This is a genomic window from Priestia sp. YIM B13490, from assembly GCF_042787735.1.
Lineage (GTDB): Bacteria > Bacillota > Bacilli > Bacillales > Bacillaceae_H > Priestia > Priestia megaterium.
Map to the genome: position 1 here is coordinate 504,137 of NZ_JBHZOT010000003.1, position 17,874 is coordinate 522,010.

18 protein-coding genes and 1 pseudogene are annotated in these 17,874 nt (G+C 35.7%); 15 read left to right on the plus strand and 4 right to left on the minus strand.

The window, feature by feature from the left end; all coding sequences use genetic code 11:
• Positions 1-109 precede the first annotated feature (109 nt).
• The 11 genes and pseudogenes from ACFX4R_RS12480 to ACFX4R_RS12530 all read left to right on the plus strand — a co-directional run bounded on the left by ACFX4R_RS12480 (position 110) and on the right by ACFX4R_RS12530 (position 9,520).
• Positions 110-349 carry a hypothetical protein gene (locus ACFX4R_RS12480; RefSeq protein ID WP_043982432.1) on the plus strand — a complete coding sequence of 80 codons (240 nt, stop codon included), beginning with the start codon at positions 110-112 and terminating at the stop codon, positions 347-349.
• Between the two features lie 26 nt (positions 350-375).
• Positions 376-1,272, plus strand: a complete 897-nt coding sequence (locus tag ACFX4R_RS12485; RefSeq protein ID WP_043982434.1) for a GH25 family lysozyme — start codon at positions 376-378, stop codon at positions 1,270-1,272.
• A gap of 61 nt (positions 1,273-1,333) precedes the next feature.
• On the plus strand, positions 1,334-1,600 hold the full coding sequence (locus ACFX4R_RS12490) for a hypothetical protein (RefSeq protein WP_014460133.1): 267 nt from the start codon (positions 1,334-1,336) through the stop codon (positions 1,598-1,600).
• 135 nt (positions 1,601-1,735) lie between these two features.
• Positions 1,736-3,823, plus strand: a complete 2,088-nt coding sequence (locus tag ACFX4R_RS12495) for a PAS domain S-box protein (protein ID WP_377569682.1) — start codon at positions 1,736-1,738, stop codon at positions 3,821-3,823.
• Positions 3,824-3,912: 89 nt separating this feature from the next.
• Entirely contained in the window at positions 3,913-4,125 is a 213-nt protein-coding gene (locus tag ACFX4R_RS12500; RefSeq protein ID WP_013083131.1) for a hypothetical protein, read from the plus strand.
• Between the two features lie 260 nt (positions 4,126-4,385).
• Positions 4,386-4,517 (plus strand): YjcZ family sporulation protein, encoded by a 132-nt coding sequence (locus ACFX4R_RS12505; RefSeq protein ID WP_016764087.1) that lies wholly within the window; start codon positions 4,386-4,388, stop codon positions 4,515-4,517.
• A gap of 605 nt (positions 4,518-5,122) precedes the next feature.
• Positions 5,123-6,721 (plus strand): annotated as a pseudogene (locus ACFX4R_RS12510) (M4 family metallopeptidase); the annotation flags it as partial.
• A 315-nt stretch (positions 6,722-7,036) separates the two neighbouring features.
• A complete protein-coding gene (locus ACFX4R_RS12515) occupies positions 7,037-7,777 on the plus strand; it encodes a metallophosphoesterase family protein (protein ID WP_043982440.1) in 741 nt (246 codons plus the stop codon).
• A gap of 276 nt (positions 7,778-8,053) precedes the next feature.
• Positions 8,054-8,722, plus strand: coding sequence for a fructose-6-phosphate aldolase (gene fsa, locus ACFX4R_RS12520; protein WP_043982442.1), 669 nt, complete (start codon positions 8,054-8,056; stop codon positions 8,720-8,722).
• Between the two features lie 164 nt (positions 8,723-8,886).
• Positions 8,887-9,105: a spore germination protein gene (locus ACFX4R_RS12525; RefSeq protein ID WP_377569685.1), complete on the plus strand. Its 219-nt coding sequence runs from the start codon at positions 8,887-8,889 to the stop codon at positions 9,103-9,105.
• Between the two features lie 127 nt (positions 9,106-9,232).
• Complete coding sequence (locus ACFX4R_RS12530) at positions 9,233-9,520, plus strand: hypothetical protein (RefSeq protein WP_043982444.1); 288 nt, start codon at positions 9,233-9,235, stop codon at positions 9,518-9,520.
• Between the two features lie 29 nt (positions 9,521-9,549).
• On the opposite strand, the gene ACFX4R_RS12535 is transcribed toward ACFX4R_RS12530, so the two are convergent.
• The 3 genes from ACFX4R_RS12535 to ACFX4R_RS12545 all read right to left on the minus strand — a co-directional run bounded on the left by ACFX4R_RS12535 (position 9,550) and on the right by ACFX4R_RS12545 (position 11,605).
• Entirely contained in the window at positions 9,550-10,221 is a 672-nt protein-coding gene (locus tag ACFX4R_RS12535) for an NAD(P)H-dependent oxidoreductase (RefSeq protein ID WP_043982446.1), read from the minus strand.
• Between the two features lie 301 nt (positions 10,222-10,522).
• Positions 10,523-10,663, minus strand: a complete 141-nt coding sequence (gene sspL, locus ACFX4R_RS12540) for a small, acid-soluble spore protein L (protein ID WP_013057030.1) — start codon at positions 10,661-10,663, stop codon at positions 10,523-10,525.
• A gap of 171 nt (positions 10,664-10,834) precedes the next feature.
• Positions 10,835-11,605 (minus strand): SDR family NAD(P)-dependent oxidoreductase, encoded by a 771-nt coding sequence (locus ACFX4R_RS12545; protein ID WP_165575133.1) that lies wholly within the window; start codon positions 11,603-11,605, stop codon positions 10,835-10,837.
• A gap of 195 nt (positions 11,606-11,800) precedes the next feature.
• Between ACFX4R_RS12545 and ACFX4R_RS12550 the strand changes: the two genes are divergently transcribed.
• The 3 genes from ACFX4R_RS12550 (at position 11,801) to ACFX4R_RS12560 (ending at position 15,617) form a co-directional block, all read left to right on the plus strand.
• The gene (locus ACFX4R_RS12550) at positions 11,801-13,408 is read left to right on the plus strand and encodes an ATP-binding protein (protein ID WP_162214240.1); all 1,608 of its coding nucleotides are present in this window, start codon (positions 11,801-11,803) and stop codon (positions 13,406-13,408) included.
• A complete protein-coding gene (locus tag ACFX4R_RS12555) occupies positions 13,405-14,112 on the plus strand; it encodes a response regulator (protein ID WP_162214241.1) in 708 nt (235 codons plus the stop codon). The genes ACFX4R_RS12550 and ACFX4R_RS12555 overlap by 4 nt, the downstream gene beginning before the upstream one ends.
• 197 nt (positions 14,113-14,309) lie before the next feature.
• Positions 14,310-15,617, plus strand: coding sequence for a CitMHS family transporter (locus ACFX4R_RS12560; protein WP_377569688.1), 1,308 nt, complete (start codon positions 14,310-14,312; stop codon positions 15,615-15,617).
• Positions 15,618-15,652: 35 nt separating this feature from the next.
• On the opposite strand, the gene ACFX4R_RS12565 is transcribed toward ACFX4R_RS12560, so the two are convergent.
• Entirely contained in the window at positions 15,653-16,252 is a 600-nt protein-coding gene (locus ACFX4R_RS12565; protein WP_043982455.1) for a DedA family protein, read from the minus strand.
• Between the two features lie 337 nt (positions 16,253-16,589).
• On the opposite strand from ACFX4R_RS12565, the gene ACFX4R_RS12570 reads away from it, so the two are divergent.
• Complete coding sequence (locus ACFX4R_RS12570; protein WP_377569690.1) at positions 16,590-17,870, plus strand: GntP family permease; 1,281 nt, start codon at positions 16,590-16,592, stop codon at positions 17,868-17,870.
• The last annotated feature ends 4 nt before the right edge of the window (positions 17,871-17,874 follow it).

The window sequence follows — 17,874 nt, forward strand, 5'->3', positions numbered from 1 at the left end:
ATAAACACATAAAAAGAAATTGCGGATTAAAAGAATTTTTACACTGCCTTATACTAGATTCAAGTACATACGATTAGGGTATTTACATTTCTATAAAGGAGGGATTCAAGTGACGTACGAAGTGAAGTTTTATTTTGGAAATGAAAAATCAATCGGTACATTGGTTGAATCAGAAAATGTAAAAGAGCTTGAGGAATCTATTATTCATACGCAAGGATGGTATCGTTATTATGACAAAAAACATGAAGCTTATTTAGCTATTCAAATGAGCAATGTTTTACACATTGTTATAAAAGAATACCGGGATCCGGAAAAAACAGGGGTTTTGAAAGATTCGTCGTATACATAAGGAAGCTAGCAAAAGAGGTGAAAACTATGCAAAGGCGACATTCAAATAATCCTATTATTCTCGACGTTTCTCATCATCAAGGAATCATTAATTGGAAAGAAATAAAAAACACCTCAGTAAAAGGGGTGTATATAAAGTTAACAGAAGGCGGAACTTTTGTAGACCCTAGATCCTATGAAAATTATATAGGTGCCAAAAATGCGGGCTTGAGAGTAGGGTTTTATCATTATGCTCACTGTACAAATAGCCCGGAGAAAGAAGCTGCTTTTTTTATTGCTCAGCTTGGACAAATGAAACTAGACCTTCCGCCGTGTTTGGATCTAGAAGAAGATAAAAAAAAATCTAAAGAATTTGTTTCTGACTTTGCCGTAAGCTGGCTCGAGCATGTTCACAAAACAACAGGAATTAAGCCTATCGTATATACAAATTATCATTTTGCTAAAACTTTTTTCACAAACGAAATAAGTAAGTATCCTTTGTGGGTAGCAAGATATAGTGCGGCCAACAGACAAGGCGGTATGCAGCACCCTGGTGAGCTAAGTCAGTGGCAGCGATGGGCCATGTTTCAGTATACGGATTCTGGCAGAGTAAAAGGAATTTCTACAAATGTGGATATAAATGAAATGGACTGCTCATTTTTTAAAGAAGTCACAACAAATCTCTCTATGACGAATAATAAAAAAGGACCCTTTGTGTATTCCAAAGGTGATAGAGGGTTAGGAGTCAAACAAATTCAGCAAAACTTACTTGCGCTAGGTTTTTCTCTTCCGAAGTTTGGAGCAGACGGCTTCTATGGAGATGAATTAATCGCTGCAATGAAAAAATTCCAGAATCGGTATGGACTTTTTTCAGATGGAATAGCAGGAGCGGACACACTGCCGCGTCTTGTTAAAGAAGTGAATAATCTGAATAATCTGGTTTGAGAGATTACCTGAGGGGGAAAAGTTACTGTAAGATTCAAAAAGGTACAAGGAAGGAGCTATTATGAGAAAAAGAAAACAAAAAGCATTGATATCAGGTATTACGCTATCAACGGTAGGAGTCGGTATTACGTCTTATATATTAAGCGATGCTGCGAAACGACGGAAAGTAAAAGGACTTGTTCGAAGTGCCAAAGTAAAACTTTCAAGTTTATCTAAAAAACAGCAGGTAAATGCTAGCCTAAATAAAGATGCGCATTCAGATCCTACGTACGTTTCTGAAAGCAATATGATTTCAGAAGGACCTATGTATCAAGATCAGCATAGATAATAAAAAAACTAGTCTTGCCTCGGGCGAGACTAGTTTTTTTATTAATTTTATAAATAGCAGCGCTTATTCATGTTACACTCTCTATATAAGGGAATTATTTTACGCATATTTACAAGTAAAGGAGGAATAGAAGGAGTGATTAGTAGCGGATTATTTGTTAACTTATGTATTTTTTCGTTTTTTGTTAGTATTATGATTGCGATAAGAATATTTTTGTTACAGCGTCTAGCCCATAAATACAAATGGATGAGTGGTATTTATGCAAGTATTGTTTCTGCTATTCTTATGGTATATAGCGTTACGTATCAACAAATTACATATGATTTACGTTTCCTTCCTCTTATTTTGACCGTTCTGTACTTTGGTTATAGAGCCGGTGCAGTTGCAGGTATCACTATGGCCGTGTGCAGTATCTATTTAGAAAGTCATTGGTTACTGACTATCTTAATTTTAATTTTTACCTTTTTGTTTTCCCTTCCTCTTATTCGATATAGAAAGCAGTTTTCTTTATTAAAACAATCTCTTCTTTGTTTCTTTATTCATTTTATCGTTCATATCTTACTAACAAATTACTTCTGGAATACACCTATTCAGTCGCCGTTTTATAGCGAAATAGAATATTTAGTGTTCGGGATTCTCGGACTGGGAGTAGCTGTAGCGACGATAGAATTTTATCGTAAATTTTACGCTGTAGCAGAAGAAGCTGCTTATGCTGGATCAGATTCATGTAAGGATGAAGAAGATTCTTTTTTTGTCAGAATAATGAAAAAAGAACTAGAATATACGAAAGAACAGCTGGAGTCTTTTATTAATCATCACATGGATGCGGTTATTATAACTGATTTAGAAGGGCGAATCTTGCGAGTTAATGAAGCTTATGAAAAAGTATATGGCTGGAAATCCCATGAAGTCATTGGAAAAAAATATTACGATATAGCAGGAGCTTTTAGTGAGGATGTACATGAGAATATAAAAAAGACTGTTGCTGAAAAAGAGGCAATCAATCGAGTAGAAGTTGTAAGAGCTCGTAAAGATGGAAGTTTAGTAGACCTTCGCATCACCATTTCTCCAATTTTTAATGGGAAAGATGAGTTGGTAGGTTTGTCTGGAGTATGCGTGGATATATCTGAAGCTAAAAAAGCAAAGGAAGAGCTTGACTTGCTGCATCGTAGGCTTAAAGAAAGTGAGTTGAAATATCGCACGTTATTTGAGTACGCAAACGACGCAATTTATTTACTTGAAATAGGATCGGATCATTTTCCTTCTCGTTTTGTTGAAGTAAATGAAGCTGGATGTAAGCGCTTTGGATATGCGAGAGAAGAGCTTTTATCCATGCCTTGCCACGATATCATACCTAGAGATTCTGACATTGTTCAAAAAACAGTCGAAGAAATTCGCAACGGAAATCTTTCTTTTACGCTGCAATCACAGTTTACGTTTAAGTCCGGCGAAATAAAAAAACTAGAATATAGTGGAAAGTTGTTCAATATAGAAAACAAAAAAGTGCTTCTTATTGTTTCAAGAGACAGAACAGAGTACTTAAAAACAGAAGAGCTGCTGCAGAAATCTGAGAAATTAGCAGCGGTCGGGCAGCTTGCTACAGCTATTGCTCATGAAATTAGAAATCCTTTAACAGCCATCAAAGGGTTTATGCAGTTATTAACTGAAAAAGCGAGTAAAGAAGAGTTAACCTATATGAACATTATATCCTCTGAAATTGAGCGTATTGAAATGATTACTGAGGAATTCATGTCTGTGGCAAAACCACAGGCCGTAACATTTCAGTCGATTGATTTGCAGCTGTTAATTCAACAAGTGATTTTATTGCTGCAGCCTCAAGCAACCATGAAAAACATCTTTATTGAACTTAACTCATATGGAGAAATGCCTTTTGTATATTGTGAAAGCAATCAAATGAAACAGGTGTTCATAAACATTCTTAAGAATGCGATTGAAGCAATGCCTTCCGGAGGAGAAATTAAAGTTGAGCTGAGAAAAAAGGACAACAATCATATTCATATTCAAATTATTGATGAAGGTGTAGGAATTTCAAAAGAACGCATCAAACATTTAGGTGAACCATTTTACAGTATTAAAGAAGACGGAATCGGGTTAGGGTTAATGATCTGCTTTAATATTATCCAACAACATAAAGGAACTCTTAGTATTGAAAGTGAAGTAAACAAAGGGACGAGTGTAGAAATTTGTTTACCGTTAGAATAAAAGGTAATCAGTCAAAGGGAGAAGAAATTTTGCAACAAGTTGTTTAGTAAAGTTATAATATTCTATGTTGGAGTAAAATAAGCAAAGGAGTGGTTACGATTAAACAGAAAAAGTGGATTAACATATTTCGTATTCTGTATATTATTTTTGCTATTATTGCGATTGGAGCATCTTTTGGAGACTATTCTTTTGGGCTTAATAATCCCCGCATAGTCAGTTTAACGGCTCTTGTTTTGGCGGTTATCTGTATTGTTCCATATTACATACTTCGCTTTAAAGAACAAGCTTCTAAAAGTAAATAAGTTAATATTTGTTATCTTAAAAGAGGCTGTGACAAAAGTATTTTAGTTGAAGGGAGATCCGAACGATTCATCGTTCGGATCTTTTTATTGTTATGGTGAACATGGGTTTAATCTAGCTGGTTGCTTCTAGCGGTTGATTGGAGTGATTTCGTTATGTCTCAGTCTTTTTTTTATCGTCATAAAAGGGCGATAAATGGGCGAGCATTTTTTCTAGCCTGTACATATGCTATAGAGTAAACAGGCTACGGAGGTGAAGTGAAATGGGATTTTACAACTGGGGTTACGGCGGTGGTTATGGCTACGGCGGCTACGGTAGTTACGGTGGCGGTTTTGCATTAATCGTTGTACTATTTGTTTTATTAGTTATCGTTGGTTGTACATGCTTGAAATAAACAGAAAAAGCACGGATTTACAAAGATTTTAGTAGATTCGTGCTTTTTTATGTTCATAAGAAGGGCAGTACTATAATAAAATAATGTTGTGCATGTACATAAAAAACATACAAAAAATTTAATTAATAGATTAAAAAAATAAAAAAAAGAAGAGGTAGAGTAGATTTAAGCCTCAAAAATGGTCTGGAATTTATAATTTTCCTTATAAGTAATTTTTGTAAAATGCTTCTCAGGACTGATAGTAAGACCGAATAATACTCCATAGGCCGCTAGTTTTTATCAGCTGACTTGAAGAATTATTTTACTTGTATGAAAATCAACATAAATGATTTTCATATAGTTTAAATAGGTAAAAAAGACTTATTGCAAAAGATTTATTCTTAATTTTCATAATAATAGGAATATTAAAATAATATATAGACGTAGTAATTTTTAGTTGCTATAATGTTGCTAATTATCACAATTAACAGAAAAATTGCGGTAATTAAATTTACTAGGGATAGGGAGAAAAAACTATGAAAAAGAAAAAACAGGCTTTAAAGGTATTATTATCAGTTGGTATCCTTTCTTCATCATTTGCTTTTGCACATACGAGCAGTGCCGCGCCAAATAATGTACTTTCAACCGAAAAGTATAACAAAGAAATTAAATCTCCTGAGTTTATTTCTGGAAAGCTTTCAGGCCCATCATCACAGAAAGCTCAAGACGTCGTATTTCATTATATGAATACAAATAAAGACAAATATAAATTAGGAAACGAAAATGCTCAAAACTCATTTAAAGTGACAGAAGTAGTGAAAGATCCCGTTGAACAAGCAACCGTTGTACGCTTGCAGCAGGTATATAATAATATTCCTGTTTGGGGATCTACTCAATTAGCACACGTAGCGAAAGATGGAACCTTAAAAGTTGTATCAGGTACAGTAGCTCCTGATTTAGATAAAAAGGAAAAGCTAAAAGGACAGAAACAAGTTGACAGCAAAAAGGCGATTCAAGCAGCTGAAAAAGACTTAGGCTTTAAACCGACATATGAAAAATCCCCTTCATCTGAACTGTATGTTTATCAAAATGGTTCAGACACAACGTATGCTTATGTAGTAAATTTAAATTTCTTAAGCCCTGAACCAGGCAACTATTATTACTTTGTTGATGCTATTAGCGGTAAAGTGCTAGATAAGTACAATACGATTGATTCCGTAGCTGGTCCAAAAGCCGATGTGAAGCAAGCGGCAAAGCCGGCAGCGAAACCTGTAACAGGAACAAATGCTATTGGCTCAGGTAAAGGAGTGCTTGGAGATACTAAATCTTTAAAGACAACGTTATCTAGTTCTACTTACTACTTACAAGATAATACAAGAGGGGCGACAATCTATACGTATGATGCAAAAAATCGTACATCTCTGCCAGGTGCACTATGGGCAGACACGGATAATACGTATAATGCAACCCGCGATGCAGCTGCAGTAGATGCTCACTATTATGCAGGCGTGACATATGATTATTATAAAAACAAATTTAACCGCAACTCCTATGACAATGCAGGAGCTCCGCTAAAATCGACTGTTCATTATAGTAGCGGCTACAATAATGCGTTTTGGAATGGCTCCCAAATGGTATACGGAGATGGAGATGGAACTACTTTTGTTCCGCTATCAGGAGGATTAGATGTTATTGGACATGAATTGACGCATGCGGTCACAGAAAGAAGTTCTAATTTAATCTATCAATATGAATCAGGTGCATTGAACGAAGCAATTTCCGATATTTTCGGAACATTGGTAGAATACTATGACAACCGTAATCCAGATTGGGAAATTGGAGAAGATATTTATACGCCTGGTACAAGCGGTGATGCGCTTCGTTCAATGAGCAACCCAGCGAAATATGGAGATCCGGATCATTATTCAAAGCGCTATACAGGTTCTAGTGACAACGGCGGAGTTCATACAAACAGCGGTATTATCAACAAAGCTGCCTACTTGCTAGCTAACGGAGGAACGCATTACGGGGTTACTGTAACAGGCATCGGCGGCGATAAGCTAGGGAAAATTTATTACCGTGCTAATACGCTATACTTCACTCAGTCTACAACGTTTAGCCAAGCGCGTGCAGGTTTAGTACAAGCTGCTGCTGATCTATACGGTTCAGGCTCTCAAGAAGTAATTTCAGTAGGCAAGTCATTTGACGCAGTTGGTGTTCAATAAGTTGTAAACCAAAAGTCGCAAGATAAATGAGGTATCTTACGACTCTCTATACTACCTTACTACCTTACTACCAATAAAGGAGTACTCGTATAAATATATTACAGTACTCCTTTATTTTATGTTAATAAATAAGGAAAACAGATTTCTTCTTGATCTATAAAAATCCACTTCTTATTCCTCCCTTTTATGTCCATTCGAATTATACCGTTGTTTGTTAAATGAAGAGAACACGTTTTAGTAAACGGTCTTATTATAAAATGTTATAATAAAGAAAAGAATTGAATACATACATATGAAAAAGGAGTGGAGGAATCAATGGACAAAATTGCTGTTATTTCAGATATCCACGGAAATCTTCCTGCATTAGAAGCAGTTTTAGCTGACATACAACAGCGAGATATCCATCGCATCATTTGTCTAGGTGATTTAGTAGGAAAAGGACCGGATTCAAGTAAAGCGATTGATATCATAAAAGAAAAGTGCGAAGTAACAGTAATGGGAAACTGGGATGACTTCATTACAAAGCCTGCGGAATTCGAAGCGTTGAAATGGCATCAGAAGAAGTTAAGTTCAGCCCAAGAGGCATACTTAAAGGAACTTCCTTTTTCCGTTGAGTTTATGATGAGCGGAAAATTAATTAGAATGTTTCACGCTTCACCTAGAAGTCTTTATGATCGAATTCAACCCTGGGATTCACTTGAAAAGCGCCTTAGTCTATTTGCTAATACGGAATATACGGAAAATATAAAAGGATCAAGAGAGCCAGATGTTATCTGTTACGGAGATGTACATAATGCATTTATTCAACATATTAAAGGGAAAACGCTATGCAATGTAGGAAGTGTAGGAAACCCGCTTGATTTACCACAAGCTTCTTATCTTATCTTAGAAGGAAAGGATCAAGACGAAAGTTCTTCAGCATTTTCTATTCAATTTGTACGTATTCCATACGATATTGAAAAGGCTATCGAATTGGCGAGAGCTGTAGAGATGCCGGATTTTGAACCCTACGTTCAAGAATTAAAAACAGCTCGCTATAGAGGATTAAAAAATTAAGAATAGAATGTATTTCAACCTTCAGCATAAATACTGAAGGTTTTTTAGTGGAGTATATGAGGGGTTTTTCAACACCATTAGTATGATACATGCAAATAAAAGTTATTCCGATGAATTTAAGGAAGGGAAAACTTGGAGAAAAACATACAGCATTTGAAAGGAAATAAATTTTATTTTATGAAGACAATATGAAGAGGGCAATTCCATTTGAACATAAAGTCATGCAAAAACGCCCCTGAAAAGCTGTTTTTATCATAACGAGTGGAGGAATATAGGATGAAATTTTTTATTGATACAGCTAACCTGGAAGATATTAAAAAAGCATATAAAATTGGAGTATTATCAGGTGTTACCACAAACCCTTCGCTAGTAGCTAAAGAAGGCGTAAAGTTTAAAGATCGCATCGAAGAAATTTTAAAAACCGTCCCGGAAGTAGAATCCGTTTCAGCAGAAGTCACGCCCGACACAGTAACAGCAGATGACATGATTGCTCAAGCAGAAGAGCTGATAAAAATTAATGGAGGAGACAAAAATATAACGATTAAACTTCCTATGACCATTGCTGGATTGGAAGCAACCCGTTATCTAGCTAAAAAAGGCGTAAAAACAAACGTAACGTTAATTTTTACAGTAAATCAAGCGCTTCTAGCAGCTCGTGCCGGTGCCACATACGTATCGCCATTTTTAGGACGCTTAGACGATATTTCAGAAGACGGTGTTTATCTGGTATCTCGAATTGCAGAGCTATTTCGAATTCAACACATTGACTCACAAATTATAGCAGCGTCAGTCAGACACCCAGATCACGTCACACGAGTAGCTCTTGCTGGGGCTCATATTGCTACAATTCCGTATGCCGTAATTGAACAATTAGTAAAACACCCGTTAACAGAGCAAGGAATTGAAAAATTTGCATCAGACTGGGAAAAAGCTGTAAAAAGTTAAATTCACTGAAGGAGAAGACATCACTTTAGTGTCTTCTCTGCTTAAAGGATATACGAAGATTCTTTTTTTCTATTTTGCAGCAAACAACTTATCAATAATAGGCGAACATCCTATACATATATGCAGAGATGACATACGTTAATAGAAACGAAAGAGGTGTTAAAATGGGCTGTATTATTAACGTTGAAAATATCGTGACTAACGGGTTAAAAGACAACTCGAACGTAAGCGTAGGCTGTGTTGTACAAAATAGTCACACAGCAAATACAAAATCGGTAGGAGCTTGTTTTTCGTTTGGAAACGGCTCTCCTGCTATTGCCTCTATGACAAACAGTAATATCGACTTTTGCAAAGGTGAAGAAAATAAAGAGCAGCAATCTTAAAAGCAATTCCAGAAATACTCTTTCTGGAATTGCTTTTTGGTAAGTGATAGAGTTTAGTTAACAAGGTGTTTTGGCTTTTAAAAGAAAAACATACATTCATTCATGAGGAAGGGAGTTGAGGGGTGCTATGAGCATTATTTCTATGATTCCTTATACATACGTTGAAAGAAAAATAAAACGAACACAAAAGGTGACAATTCAGCATTCAAAAGACATGTGTTTATACGCTGATAGTATTGAAACACAAAACGATTGCTTCCACATTAATGACGTATTTGACATCTCTTACAAATGCGTTTCAAAAGACAGCGGCTTTTTATACTTACATACAAATCAAGGGATGTTCGCTTATACCATACAAACCGATCCTTCTGCCTTTATAACAGCATATAAAAATATAAAAACGAAGGAGTGACGCAATGTCACCCCTTCGTTTTTCGTTTCTTATTTTACCCACTGTACAACTTGATCCATACTTCTTCTCGTTTTTCCGCGTTTAGGTTCATGAATTCGGTAGCCGAACGCAACCATAACGGAAATATCAAACTTACCGTCTTCTAGTAATCCTTCTTCTTTTAGAATTTCGTGTACTTGGTCATAGTTAAATCCTTCAATCGGACAAGAATCAATACCAATTTGAGCAGCTGATGTCATCATATTAGCTAGTGCAATATAAGATTGTTTGCTAGCCCAATCAAATAGTGCTCGCTTGCTTTCGAACAAATGAAAATCATTTTCTTGGAAATCTTTATAACGAGGCATTAATGTCTCTAATACATCATCCGGCATTTCTTTTACGTTTTTTTGAAGATTCAACACATATTCAGAGTCATATCTTGCGTCTGTACGAGAAAGAATAATAACAAAATGACTTGCTGTAGGAATTTGACCTTGTGCTCCCCAAGAAACAGCTTTTAATTTTTCTTTTAAATCTTTATTTTCAACGACTAAAAACTTCCATGGCTCATAACCTACTGAGCTTGGAGATAAGCGCCCTGTTTCTAAAATGAATTGAAAATCTTCATCGGAAATTTTCTTCGTTGGATCAAACTCTTTTGTAGCATGACGAAAGTTAAATGCGTCTAAAATTTCTTGTTTTTTATCTGTATGGTTCATGTGTAAACAACCTTTCTGTGAAAAATATTTAGTGATGAACTGTTCAGAGTAATCTATACCCCGTATAGCTTACAATTAACAGCCAGTTAACATACAATTTGTCATAAAATCCGTTTGCAGATTTATCATAATTCATATAAATCATTCTAACAAGTACGCACATTTTTGTTGTATAGTATACTTTTTTATACTATTGATGTAGCTTCGTAAGAAGCAGAAAGGAGTCAACAATCTGGGGAGTTTCGTTTTCGAAAAAGTAATTAAGAGGAAGAGAGGAGAAGAGTGATCTTCTCCTTGTTAATTAAATTTTTGTATTTGACTTTTTCGCTTTGTTTTCAAGTTCACTTTTCGGTTCTGTTGAAAATTCAACATCTTTTCCGTGTCCTTGAGGGTTAACTCCAGGAGCTACTTGACCGCGGTTAGCAGATTTTTTTGTACCCATTTTCGTCACCTCCGTTCGGTTAGTATGTACAAAAAGCAACACAAAAATTAGGAAGTCAAGCGTGGAAAGATAAATAGGAAAAGATTATCTTTAAGCATCTTCATTACATAAACAAGATAGTTACTCATTTAAACGGCCATAAAAAAACACCCTTGGAAGGGTGTTTTTCGTTTAAGAATCTGAACTTGTTGCTCTGTCTGCGTATGGATAGATAGGATCTTTTAATTGAAATTCGTAAGTCACTCCATCTACAAGCCCTACCGTTTTATTGCTATCATAAAGGTCCAGCATAAAAGCAGCCATTTCTTTTGACGTATGAAACTTAGGTACTCGTCCTTCGTATTCAAAATCACTCATATCCATCGAACGCTGTGCAAATTCTGTTTCAGTAGCCGCCGGAGCTAGAACTTTAGCCTGCATTTTTGCTCCTCTTCCTTTTAATTCTTGAGAAAGACCTTCTGTAAATGCACTTACGTAGAATTTTGTTGCGCAATAAGTGACTGCATCAGCAACAATGGTGTAGCCGCCTCCAGAAGAGACATTAATAAGCTGTGTACCTTCAACGTTTTCATAATCTCTTACAAATAGAGAAGAAAGAATGGTTAAGGCTTCGATATTTAAATGAAGCATTGTTTCAATTTTAGTTAATTTTTGTTCACCGACAGAAGCAAAGTTTCCGAATCCAGCATTGTTAATCCAAGTTTCTAATTCATACTCTTTGAGTGACTCATAAAACGTATGAGCATTTTCTGCCACGGATAAATCAACCGACTGGACAATAACATTTACATCTTGGTTCAGTTCTTCAATTTTTCTTTTTAACTCTTCTAGCTTGTCCTCTCTACGTGCAGCCAATATAAGATTTTTTCCACGTGCTGCAAAAGCTAAAGCTGTTTCATATCCAATTCCTGAACTTGCGCCAGTGATTACTGTATATTTCATGTTGATTCCTCCATTTTCGATGTTTTCCAATTGATTATAATTGTTAAAGTATACTTTAAGTCAAGCGTTTATTCGATTTATTTTTCCCTTTAGACGTCTATTTATAAACATTTGAAGTTGGGTGCTAAACTTTTTTTCTTTTATGCTACACTTGAAACAACAGCCGAAATTTCATTTCATTAAAAGGAGGAATGTATGCGTTTTCTTAATGTGAATAGAAGACCTAGTTTACTTGCCCAAATTACATTGCTTATTACGGTAGTTATTCTTGTGAGTACCGTCCTTGTATGCATTTTATTTTCTGCAATGATAGATGAAATTGTTGAAAAATATGTAGGTAAGCAAGCTATGACAGTAGCAAAATTAGCTTCTGAAGACAAAATGATTGTAAAAGCTTTTAAGAATAAAAATCCTTCTGAGCACATCCAACCTGTTGCAGAAAAAATAAGAAAAACCACTGGGGCAGATTACGTCACCATCGCTAATGATAAAGGAATCCGCTATTCTCATCCCAATAGTAGCTATATTGGAAAACATACCAAAACAAGCAACGAAGCTTCTTTAAAGGAGCATCAATCCATTATTTATAAAGGAAAAGGAATTTCAGGATTTGCAATTAAAGCCAAGACCCCCATATGGGATAGCCGAGGAAACGTAATAGGCGTTTCGTCAGTAGGGTTTCTTGTAAGCAATATAGAAAAACAGATTAATGATTATAGAATAAAAATCATTAAATTGTCCTGTATTCCTTTTCTTATTGGAGCATTTGGAGCTTTTTTCATTGCAAGGCGGGTAAAAAGACTAATATTTGGACTGGAACCGGAGGAGATTTCCTTTCTTTTTAAAGAAAAAGAGGCTACCCTTGAATCTATTCAAGATGCTACTGTTACTGTAAATGTTGAAAAATATGTAACGTCGATGAACAGAAGGGCCAGAGAACTATTTGGTCATCTTCAAATAGGAGGAGAGATAAAGAACGCCCGTTTAGGACAGCTAATTGATCAAGCGATAGAAAAGCAGCGGGTGTATTCTAACCAGTCCCTTGTATTAGATGGTCAGCAGTATATTTTAGATTTATCTCCTATTGTAAGAAAAAAAGAAGTGCAGGGTATCGTCCTTACTATAAGAACTTTATCTCAAATTGAAGAATTGACAGAAGAAATTTCTAAAATTAAAATGTTTTCTGATAATTTACGTGCTCAAAATCATGAATTTTTAAATAAGCTGAACGTGATTTATGGATTGTTAAAGTTAAAGAAGTATGAGCATGTCATGCAAATGATTTCATCAGAGGTAAAGGAACGCCAAGATATTATTTCTTTTTTAATGTCTTCTGTAAAAGATCCTTTGATTGCAGCATGCTTACTTGGAAAGATCAATCGTTCGAAAGAATTAGACGTCACTTTAGAAATTGACCAAGATAGTAACTTAACAAGTACTTTAGATATCGAAGACGCAAAAAACGTTGTTTCTATCTTGGGGAATTTAATCGATAATGCGCTCGAGGCTGTGCGAGAACATAAAGGGAACGTGCTGGTATCTTTTACAGATGTAGGAAATGACCTGATTTTTGAAGTTGAAGATAATGGACCAGGGATATCAAAAGAAGTAGAAAATATGATTTTTATAGATGGTTACACAACGAAAAAAGGTGAAAATCACGGAATTGGATTGACTATTGTTAAAAGATCTGTAGAGCTGCTTAAAGGTGAACTATACATAAGCAAAAGTATGTTACAAGGAGCAAGATTCACATTAGTTATCCCAAAGCTATTAAATAATGAAAAGGAAGAATCGATATGACTGAAAATCAAATTAATGTCATGATTATAGAAGATGATTCTACAGCTGCACAAATTTATGAACAATTTACTAAGAAACTAGAGCATTTTACTGTTGTTGCGACAGCAGGATCTGGAGAACAGGCTTTAGAACTACTAACAATATTTACGCCGCAATTAATTTTATTAGACGTCTTTTTACCAGATATCAACGGAGTGGAGCTGCTGTGGGAAATCAGAAAGAAGTATCGAGGAATCGATATTATTTTAATAACGGCAGCCAATGATGTTGAAACAGTAGGGGAAGCAATAAGAGGAGGAGCATTTGGTTATTTGGTGAAACCTGTAATTATTGATAAATTTTTATCTACTTTAAAACATTATCAGTCTACGAGAATAGAATTAACCGAAAATAAAATGATTAACCAAGATAAAATAGACCATTTATTTAGAACGCGTCATAACCGCCATACTCAATCAGCAGCTGCAGTAACAGAACTTCCTAAGGGGATTGATAAACATACTCTTCGTTTAGTAAGAGATAAAGTTCGCGAAGTTCAGCAGAGCTTGAATGTAGATGAGTTTGCTCAACTAGTAGGTATCAGTTATTCAACAATGAGAAGGTATTTAGAGTATTTAGTATCTTGTAAAGAAATGCAGGTGGAAATAGTGTATGGAAGTGTAGGGAGGCCTGAGCGGAAATACCGAGTAACTAGTTTTACATAAAAACGAGATAGCGGTTCTTTGTCCGCTATCTCGTTTTTATGTAGAAATGATGCATGAAAAAAATGAAAAAAATTACTTTTATAAAAGATATTAAACTTATGTTAGTTATCTATGAACCTGCTTTAACAAGTGATACCTTTTTAGTAACGTGTAGCAAACAAAAATGAAACCGTTATCAAAAAGGAGGAAAAATATCCGTGCTTTCTTTATTAGGATTTTTAATGGTTGCAGTATTCATGTATTTAATTATGTCAAAGCGACTTACCCCAATGGTTGCTCTTATCATTATTCCAATTATATTTGGTTTAATAGGCGGTTTTGCTAGCGGAATGGGACCTATGATGCTAGAGGGTGTAAAAGATATTGCTCCTACAGCTATTATGATTTTATTTGCTATTTTATATTTTGGATTAATGATTGATTCAGGATTGTTTGACCCTCTCGTTTCATTCATTTTAAAGGTTGTAAAAGGAGATCCTCTAAAAATCGTTGTCGGAACTGCTGTGCTTTCAATGATGGTTGCTTTAGATGGCGATGGAACTACTACCTATATGATAACGGTCTCTTCTTTGCTTCCATTATATAAACGGCTAGAAATGAATCCGCTTATCCTAGCAGGAATTGCGATGCTATCTATGGGAGTTATGAATATGACTCCGTGGGGAGGTGCTTCTGCTATGGCTATGAGTTCATTAAATTTAGATTCGTCTCAGTTGTTTTTGCCTTTAATACCTGTAATGGGTTTTGGACTTCTATGGGTGCTATTTGTTTCTGTTGTCCTTGGAAGAAGGGAAAGAAAAAGGTTAGGAGTTATCAATATTAAACATTCTGCAAATGAAATCGCACATGCAGATGAATTAGAGGGAATAGCGCAACATTTAGACTATCGACGTCCTAAGTTAGTATGGTTTAATTTTCTCCTTACCGTTAGTCTTATGGTGTGCTTAATTATGGACTTTATGTCGCTGATGCTTTTGTTCATGGTAGCGTTTGCTATTGCATTATTAATAAATTATCCAAACATCAAAGATCAACAGCAGCGAATTTCATCTCATGCAAATAATGCGGTAGCCGTCGTTTCAATTGTTATTGCAGCAGGTATTTTTACAGGAATTATGTCTGGAACAAAGATGATTGATGCTATGGCAAGTACACTTGTAGGAATAATCCCAGATGCAATGGGTCCTTTTTTGCCAGTTATAGTAGCATTTTTAAGTGCTCCTTTTACATTTTTTATGTCTAATAATGCCTTTTATTTTGGCGTATTGCCAATTATTGCTCAAGCTGCCGAAAGTTATGGCATTAGCGCAGCTGAAATTGGAAGAGCTGCTATCTTAGGACAACCTGTTCACGTGATAAGTCCCTTGGTAGCAGCAGCTCACTTATTAATTGGAATGGTAGGAATTGAATTTAGTGATTTGCAACGCTTTTTAATTAAGTGGGCGCTAGGAACTACGGCAGTGATGACAATAGCTGCATTAATTTTAGGTGTTATTTCTATCTGATAAAAAAAGACCCCAAAGGGTCTTTTTTTATACTCTTACGTTGAACTAGACTGTTCGCTGCAGCTGTTTTTTTTAAAATAGAACTTATAAATTAAAAATCCGCATACAGCCACTACCGCTGCAATTAAAATATAGGTTTGTGCATCTGAAATAAAAGATTGAATGGACTTAAAGTTTCCGATTTGCCCTAACCAAAGCATGGCAATATTCAAAGGAAAGATACCAAGAAATGTGAGCAGAGCAAACGGCATAGGTTTCACTTTAGATAGCCCTGAAAGGTAGGAAATGTAGTTGCCGAGCCCTAAAGGACGAGCAATCGCAATACTCCATAATCCGCATTTTTTAAACCATTTTTGTGATTTCTCAAATGCTTTTTTCTTTTTTGATAATTTTTTCTTTACCTTATCCTCTAATTTATAGCCTATCCCATACGGTATAAAACTAAAAGCTGTATAAACGGCGCTTCCTGCAAGAGCGATTAATAACAATTTCACTATGTGCATGTTTAATAAGTATCCGTAGGTAAGGGTGAGAAGAGAACCGGGAAACGGCAGGGAGGAAGCCTCAATGGCCAGTCCGCTTAAAAGTCCCCAAATTCCAAATTGTTTCAGTAAGTCTGTTATGAAATGTAGCATAAGATCGCCTCTTTTTCTGTGTCATAACATTCAAATACCCATCTATATGTTCGGAAAAACTTATAAAAGAAAAGAAAATAAAGGAAGAAAGCGGGATGTGACAGAAAAAAATTAGCTTGTACAAGGAAAAAGGAAGGAAGTGTATTTTATAGCTTCTACTCAGAAGTGAAACTATAGGAAAAAAATAATTGAGGGTGAATTTTTAAATAAACTACGACTTTTATTCATAGTTTTGATTACTTTTATTCATTTTACTTATAAAAATAGCGGATGTAAACTTGTTGTGTTGTGAAACAATCCATTATGTATAGATATTAAAAGGAAAGGAGGTTACCGTGTGGTTATTATTGTAGGATTGTTATTGTTGATGTTTTTTGCTTATCTAGGATGGTCTATTATCTGGGTGGCACCTGTTGTAGCTACATTCGTTGCTTACTTTAGCGGTTTAAAAGTACTGCCTACTTATACAGATGTGTATATGGGAGGGTTTGTAGATTTCGCTGCAAAATGGTTCCCCATCTTTTTATTAGGAGCCGTCTTTGGAAAGCTAATGGAAGATACAGGCGCAGCCAAATCGTTGGCGCAGCGTATTGCTAAATTATTTGGAAGTAAAAGAGCCATTTTAGGGGTGCTAATTGCTTCAGCCATTTTGACATACGGCGGAGTGAGTCTATTCGTTGTTGTCTTTGCGATTTATCCTTTAGCAATCGCGCTATTTCGAGAAGCTAACGTATCGCGAAATTTACTGCCAGCAACCATTGCACTCGGAGCATTTACGTTTACAATGACAGCGATTCCAGGTACGCCTCAAATCCAAAATCTGATTCCGACTGCTACATTTAAAACGAATGCAATGTCCGGTTCGATTATTGGAATTGTTTCAGGTCTTATTATGGCAGTGGGAGGATATTTATGGTTAGCTTATCGTGATAAAAAATTAAAAGCTAAAAATCAAGGATTTACCGAGCCTAATGAATCATCAGTCGCAGCGAGTGATGAGCAGGACTCGATGAATGTAATATTAGCTATTTTACCGCTGATTGTCGTTGTCGTGACGTTAAACGTTTTAAAATGGGAGCCTATCGTTTCATTATTAATTGGTATTTTTTCTATTTTACTTATTAATTTTAAACACTATAAAACGTTTATTTCTTCTATAAATGAAGGAGCAAAAGGATCCGTGATGGCTGTTATTAACACGAGTGCAGCATTAGGTTTTGGCTCGGTTATTACAGCAGTTCCAGAGTTTAAAGATGTCACGCATGTGTTGCTAAACATTTCGAGCAATCCACTCGTTTCAGAAGCATTAAGCGTTCAAGTGCTAGCGATGATCACGGGTTCAGCATCCGGCGGTATGGGTATTGCGCTTCAAGCATTAGGAGATACGTGGTATCACTTGTCTCAAACGACGAATTTAAGTGCCGATGCTCTTCACCGTATTGCAAGCGTTGCGTCAGGTGCATCTATTTTACCGCATAACGGTGCGTTGTTAACGCTATTAGCCGTAACTGGCCTTCGCCATAAAGAAACGTATAAAGACGTATTTGTTGTTGCATTTATCATCCCGACAATCGCTTTATTTGCAGGAGTCGCATTAGCGGCAGCCGGTATTATTTAAAAAC

What these genes read in the sequence shown, in the direction of transcription:
- ACFX4R_RS12485 (WP_043982434.1), top strand. Translation starts at nt 376, where the DNA reads ATGCAAAGGCGACATTCAAATAATCCTATTATTCTCGACGTTTCTCAT.
- ACFX4R_RS12490 (WP_014460133.1), top strand. Translation starts at nt 1,334, where the DNA reads ATGAGAAAAAGAAAACAAAAAGCATTGATATCAGGTATTACGCTATCA.
- ACFX4R_RS12505 (WP_016764087.1), top strand. Translation starts at nt 4,386, where the DNA reads ATGGGATTTTACAACTGGGGTTACGGCGGTGGTTATGGCTACGGCGGC.
- ACFX4R_RS12515 (WP_043982440.1), top strand. Translation starts at nt 7,037, where the DNA reads ATGGACAAAATTGCTGTTATTTCAGATATCCACGGAAATCTTCCTGCA.
- fsa (WP_043982442.1), top strand. Translation starts at nt 8,054, where the DNA reads ATGAAATTTTTTATTGATACAGCTAACCTGGAAGATATTAAAAAAGCA.
- ACFX4R_RS12525 (WP_377569685.1), top strand. Translation starts at nt 8,887, where the DNA reads ATGGGCTGTATTATTAACGTTGAAAATATCGTGACTAACGGGTTAAAA.
- ACFX4R_RS12530 (WP_043982444.1), top strand. Translation starts at nt 9,233, where the DNA reads ATGAGCATTATTTCTATGATTCCTTATACATACGTTGAAAGAAAAATA.
- ACFX4R_RS12535 (WP_043982446.1), bottom strand. Translation starts at nt 10,221, where the DNA reads ATGAACCATACAGATAAAAAACAAGAAATTTTAGACGCATTTAACTTT.
- sspL (WP_013057030.1), bottom strand. Translation starts at nt 10,663, where the DNA reads ATGGGTACAAAAAAATCTGCTAACCGCGGTCAAGTAGCTCCTGGAGTT.
- ACFX4R_RS12545 (WP_165575133.1), bottom strand. Translation starts at nt 11,605, where the DNA reads ATGAAATATACAGTAATCACTGGCGCAAGTTCAGGAATTGGATATGAA.
- ACFX4R_RS12550 (WP_162214240.1), top strand. Translation starts at nt 11,801, where the DNA reads ATGCGTTTTCTTAATGTGAATAGAAGACCTAGTTTACTTGCCCAAATT.
- ACFX4R_RS12555 (WP_162214241.1), top strand. Translation starts at nt 13,405, where the DNA reads ATGACTGAAAATCAAATTAATGTCATGATTATAGAAGATGATTCTACA.
- ACFX4R_RS12565 (WP_043982455.1), bottom strand. Translation starts at nt 16,252, where the DNA reads ATGCTACATTTCATAACAGACTTACTGAAACAATTTGGAATTTGGGGA.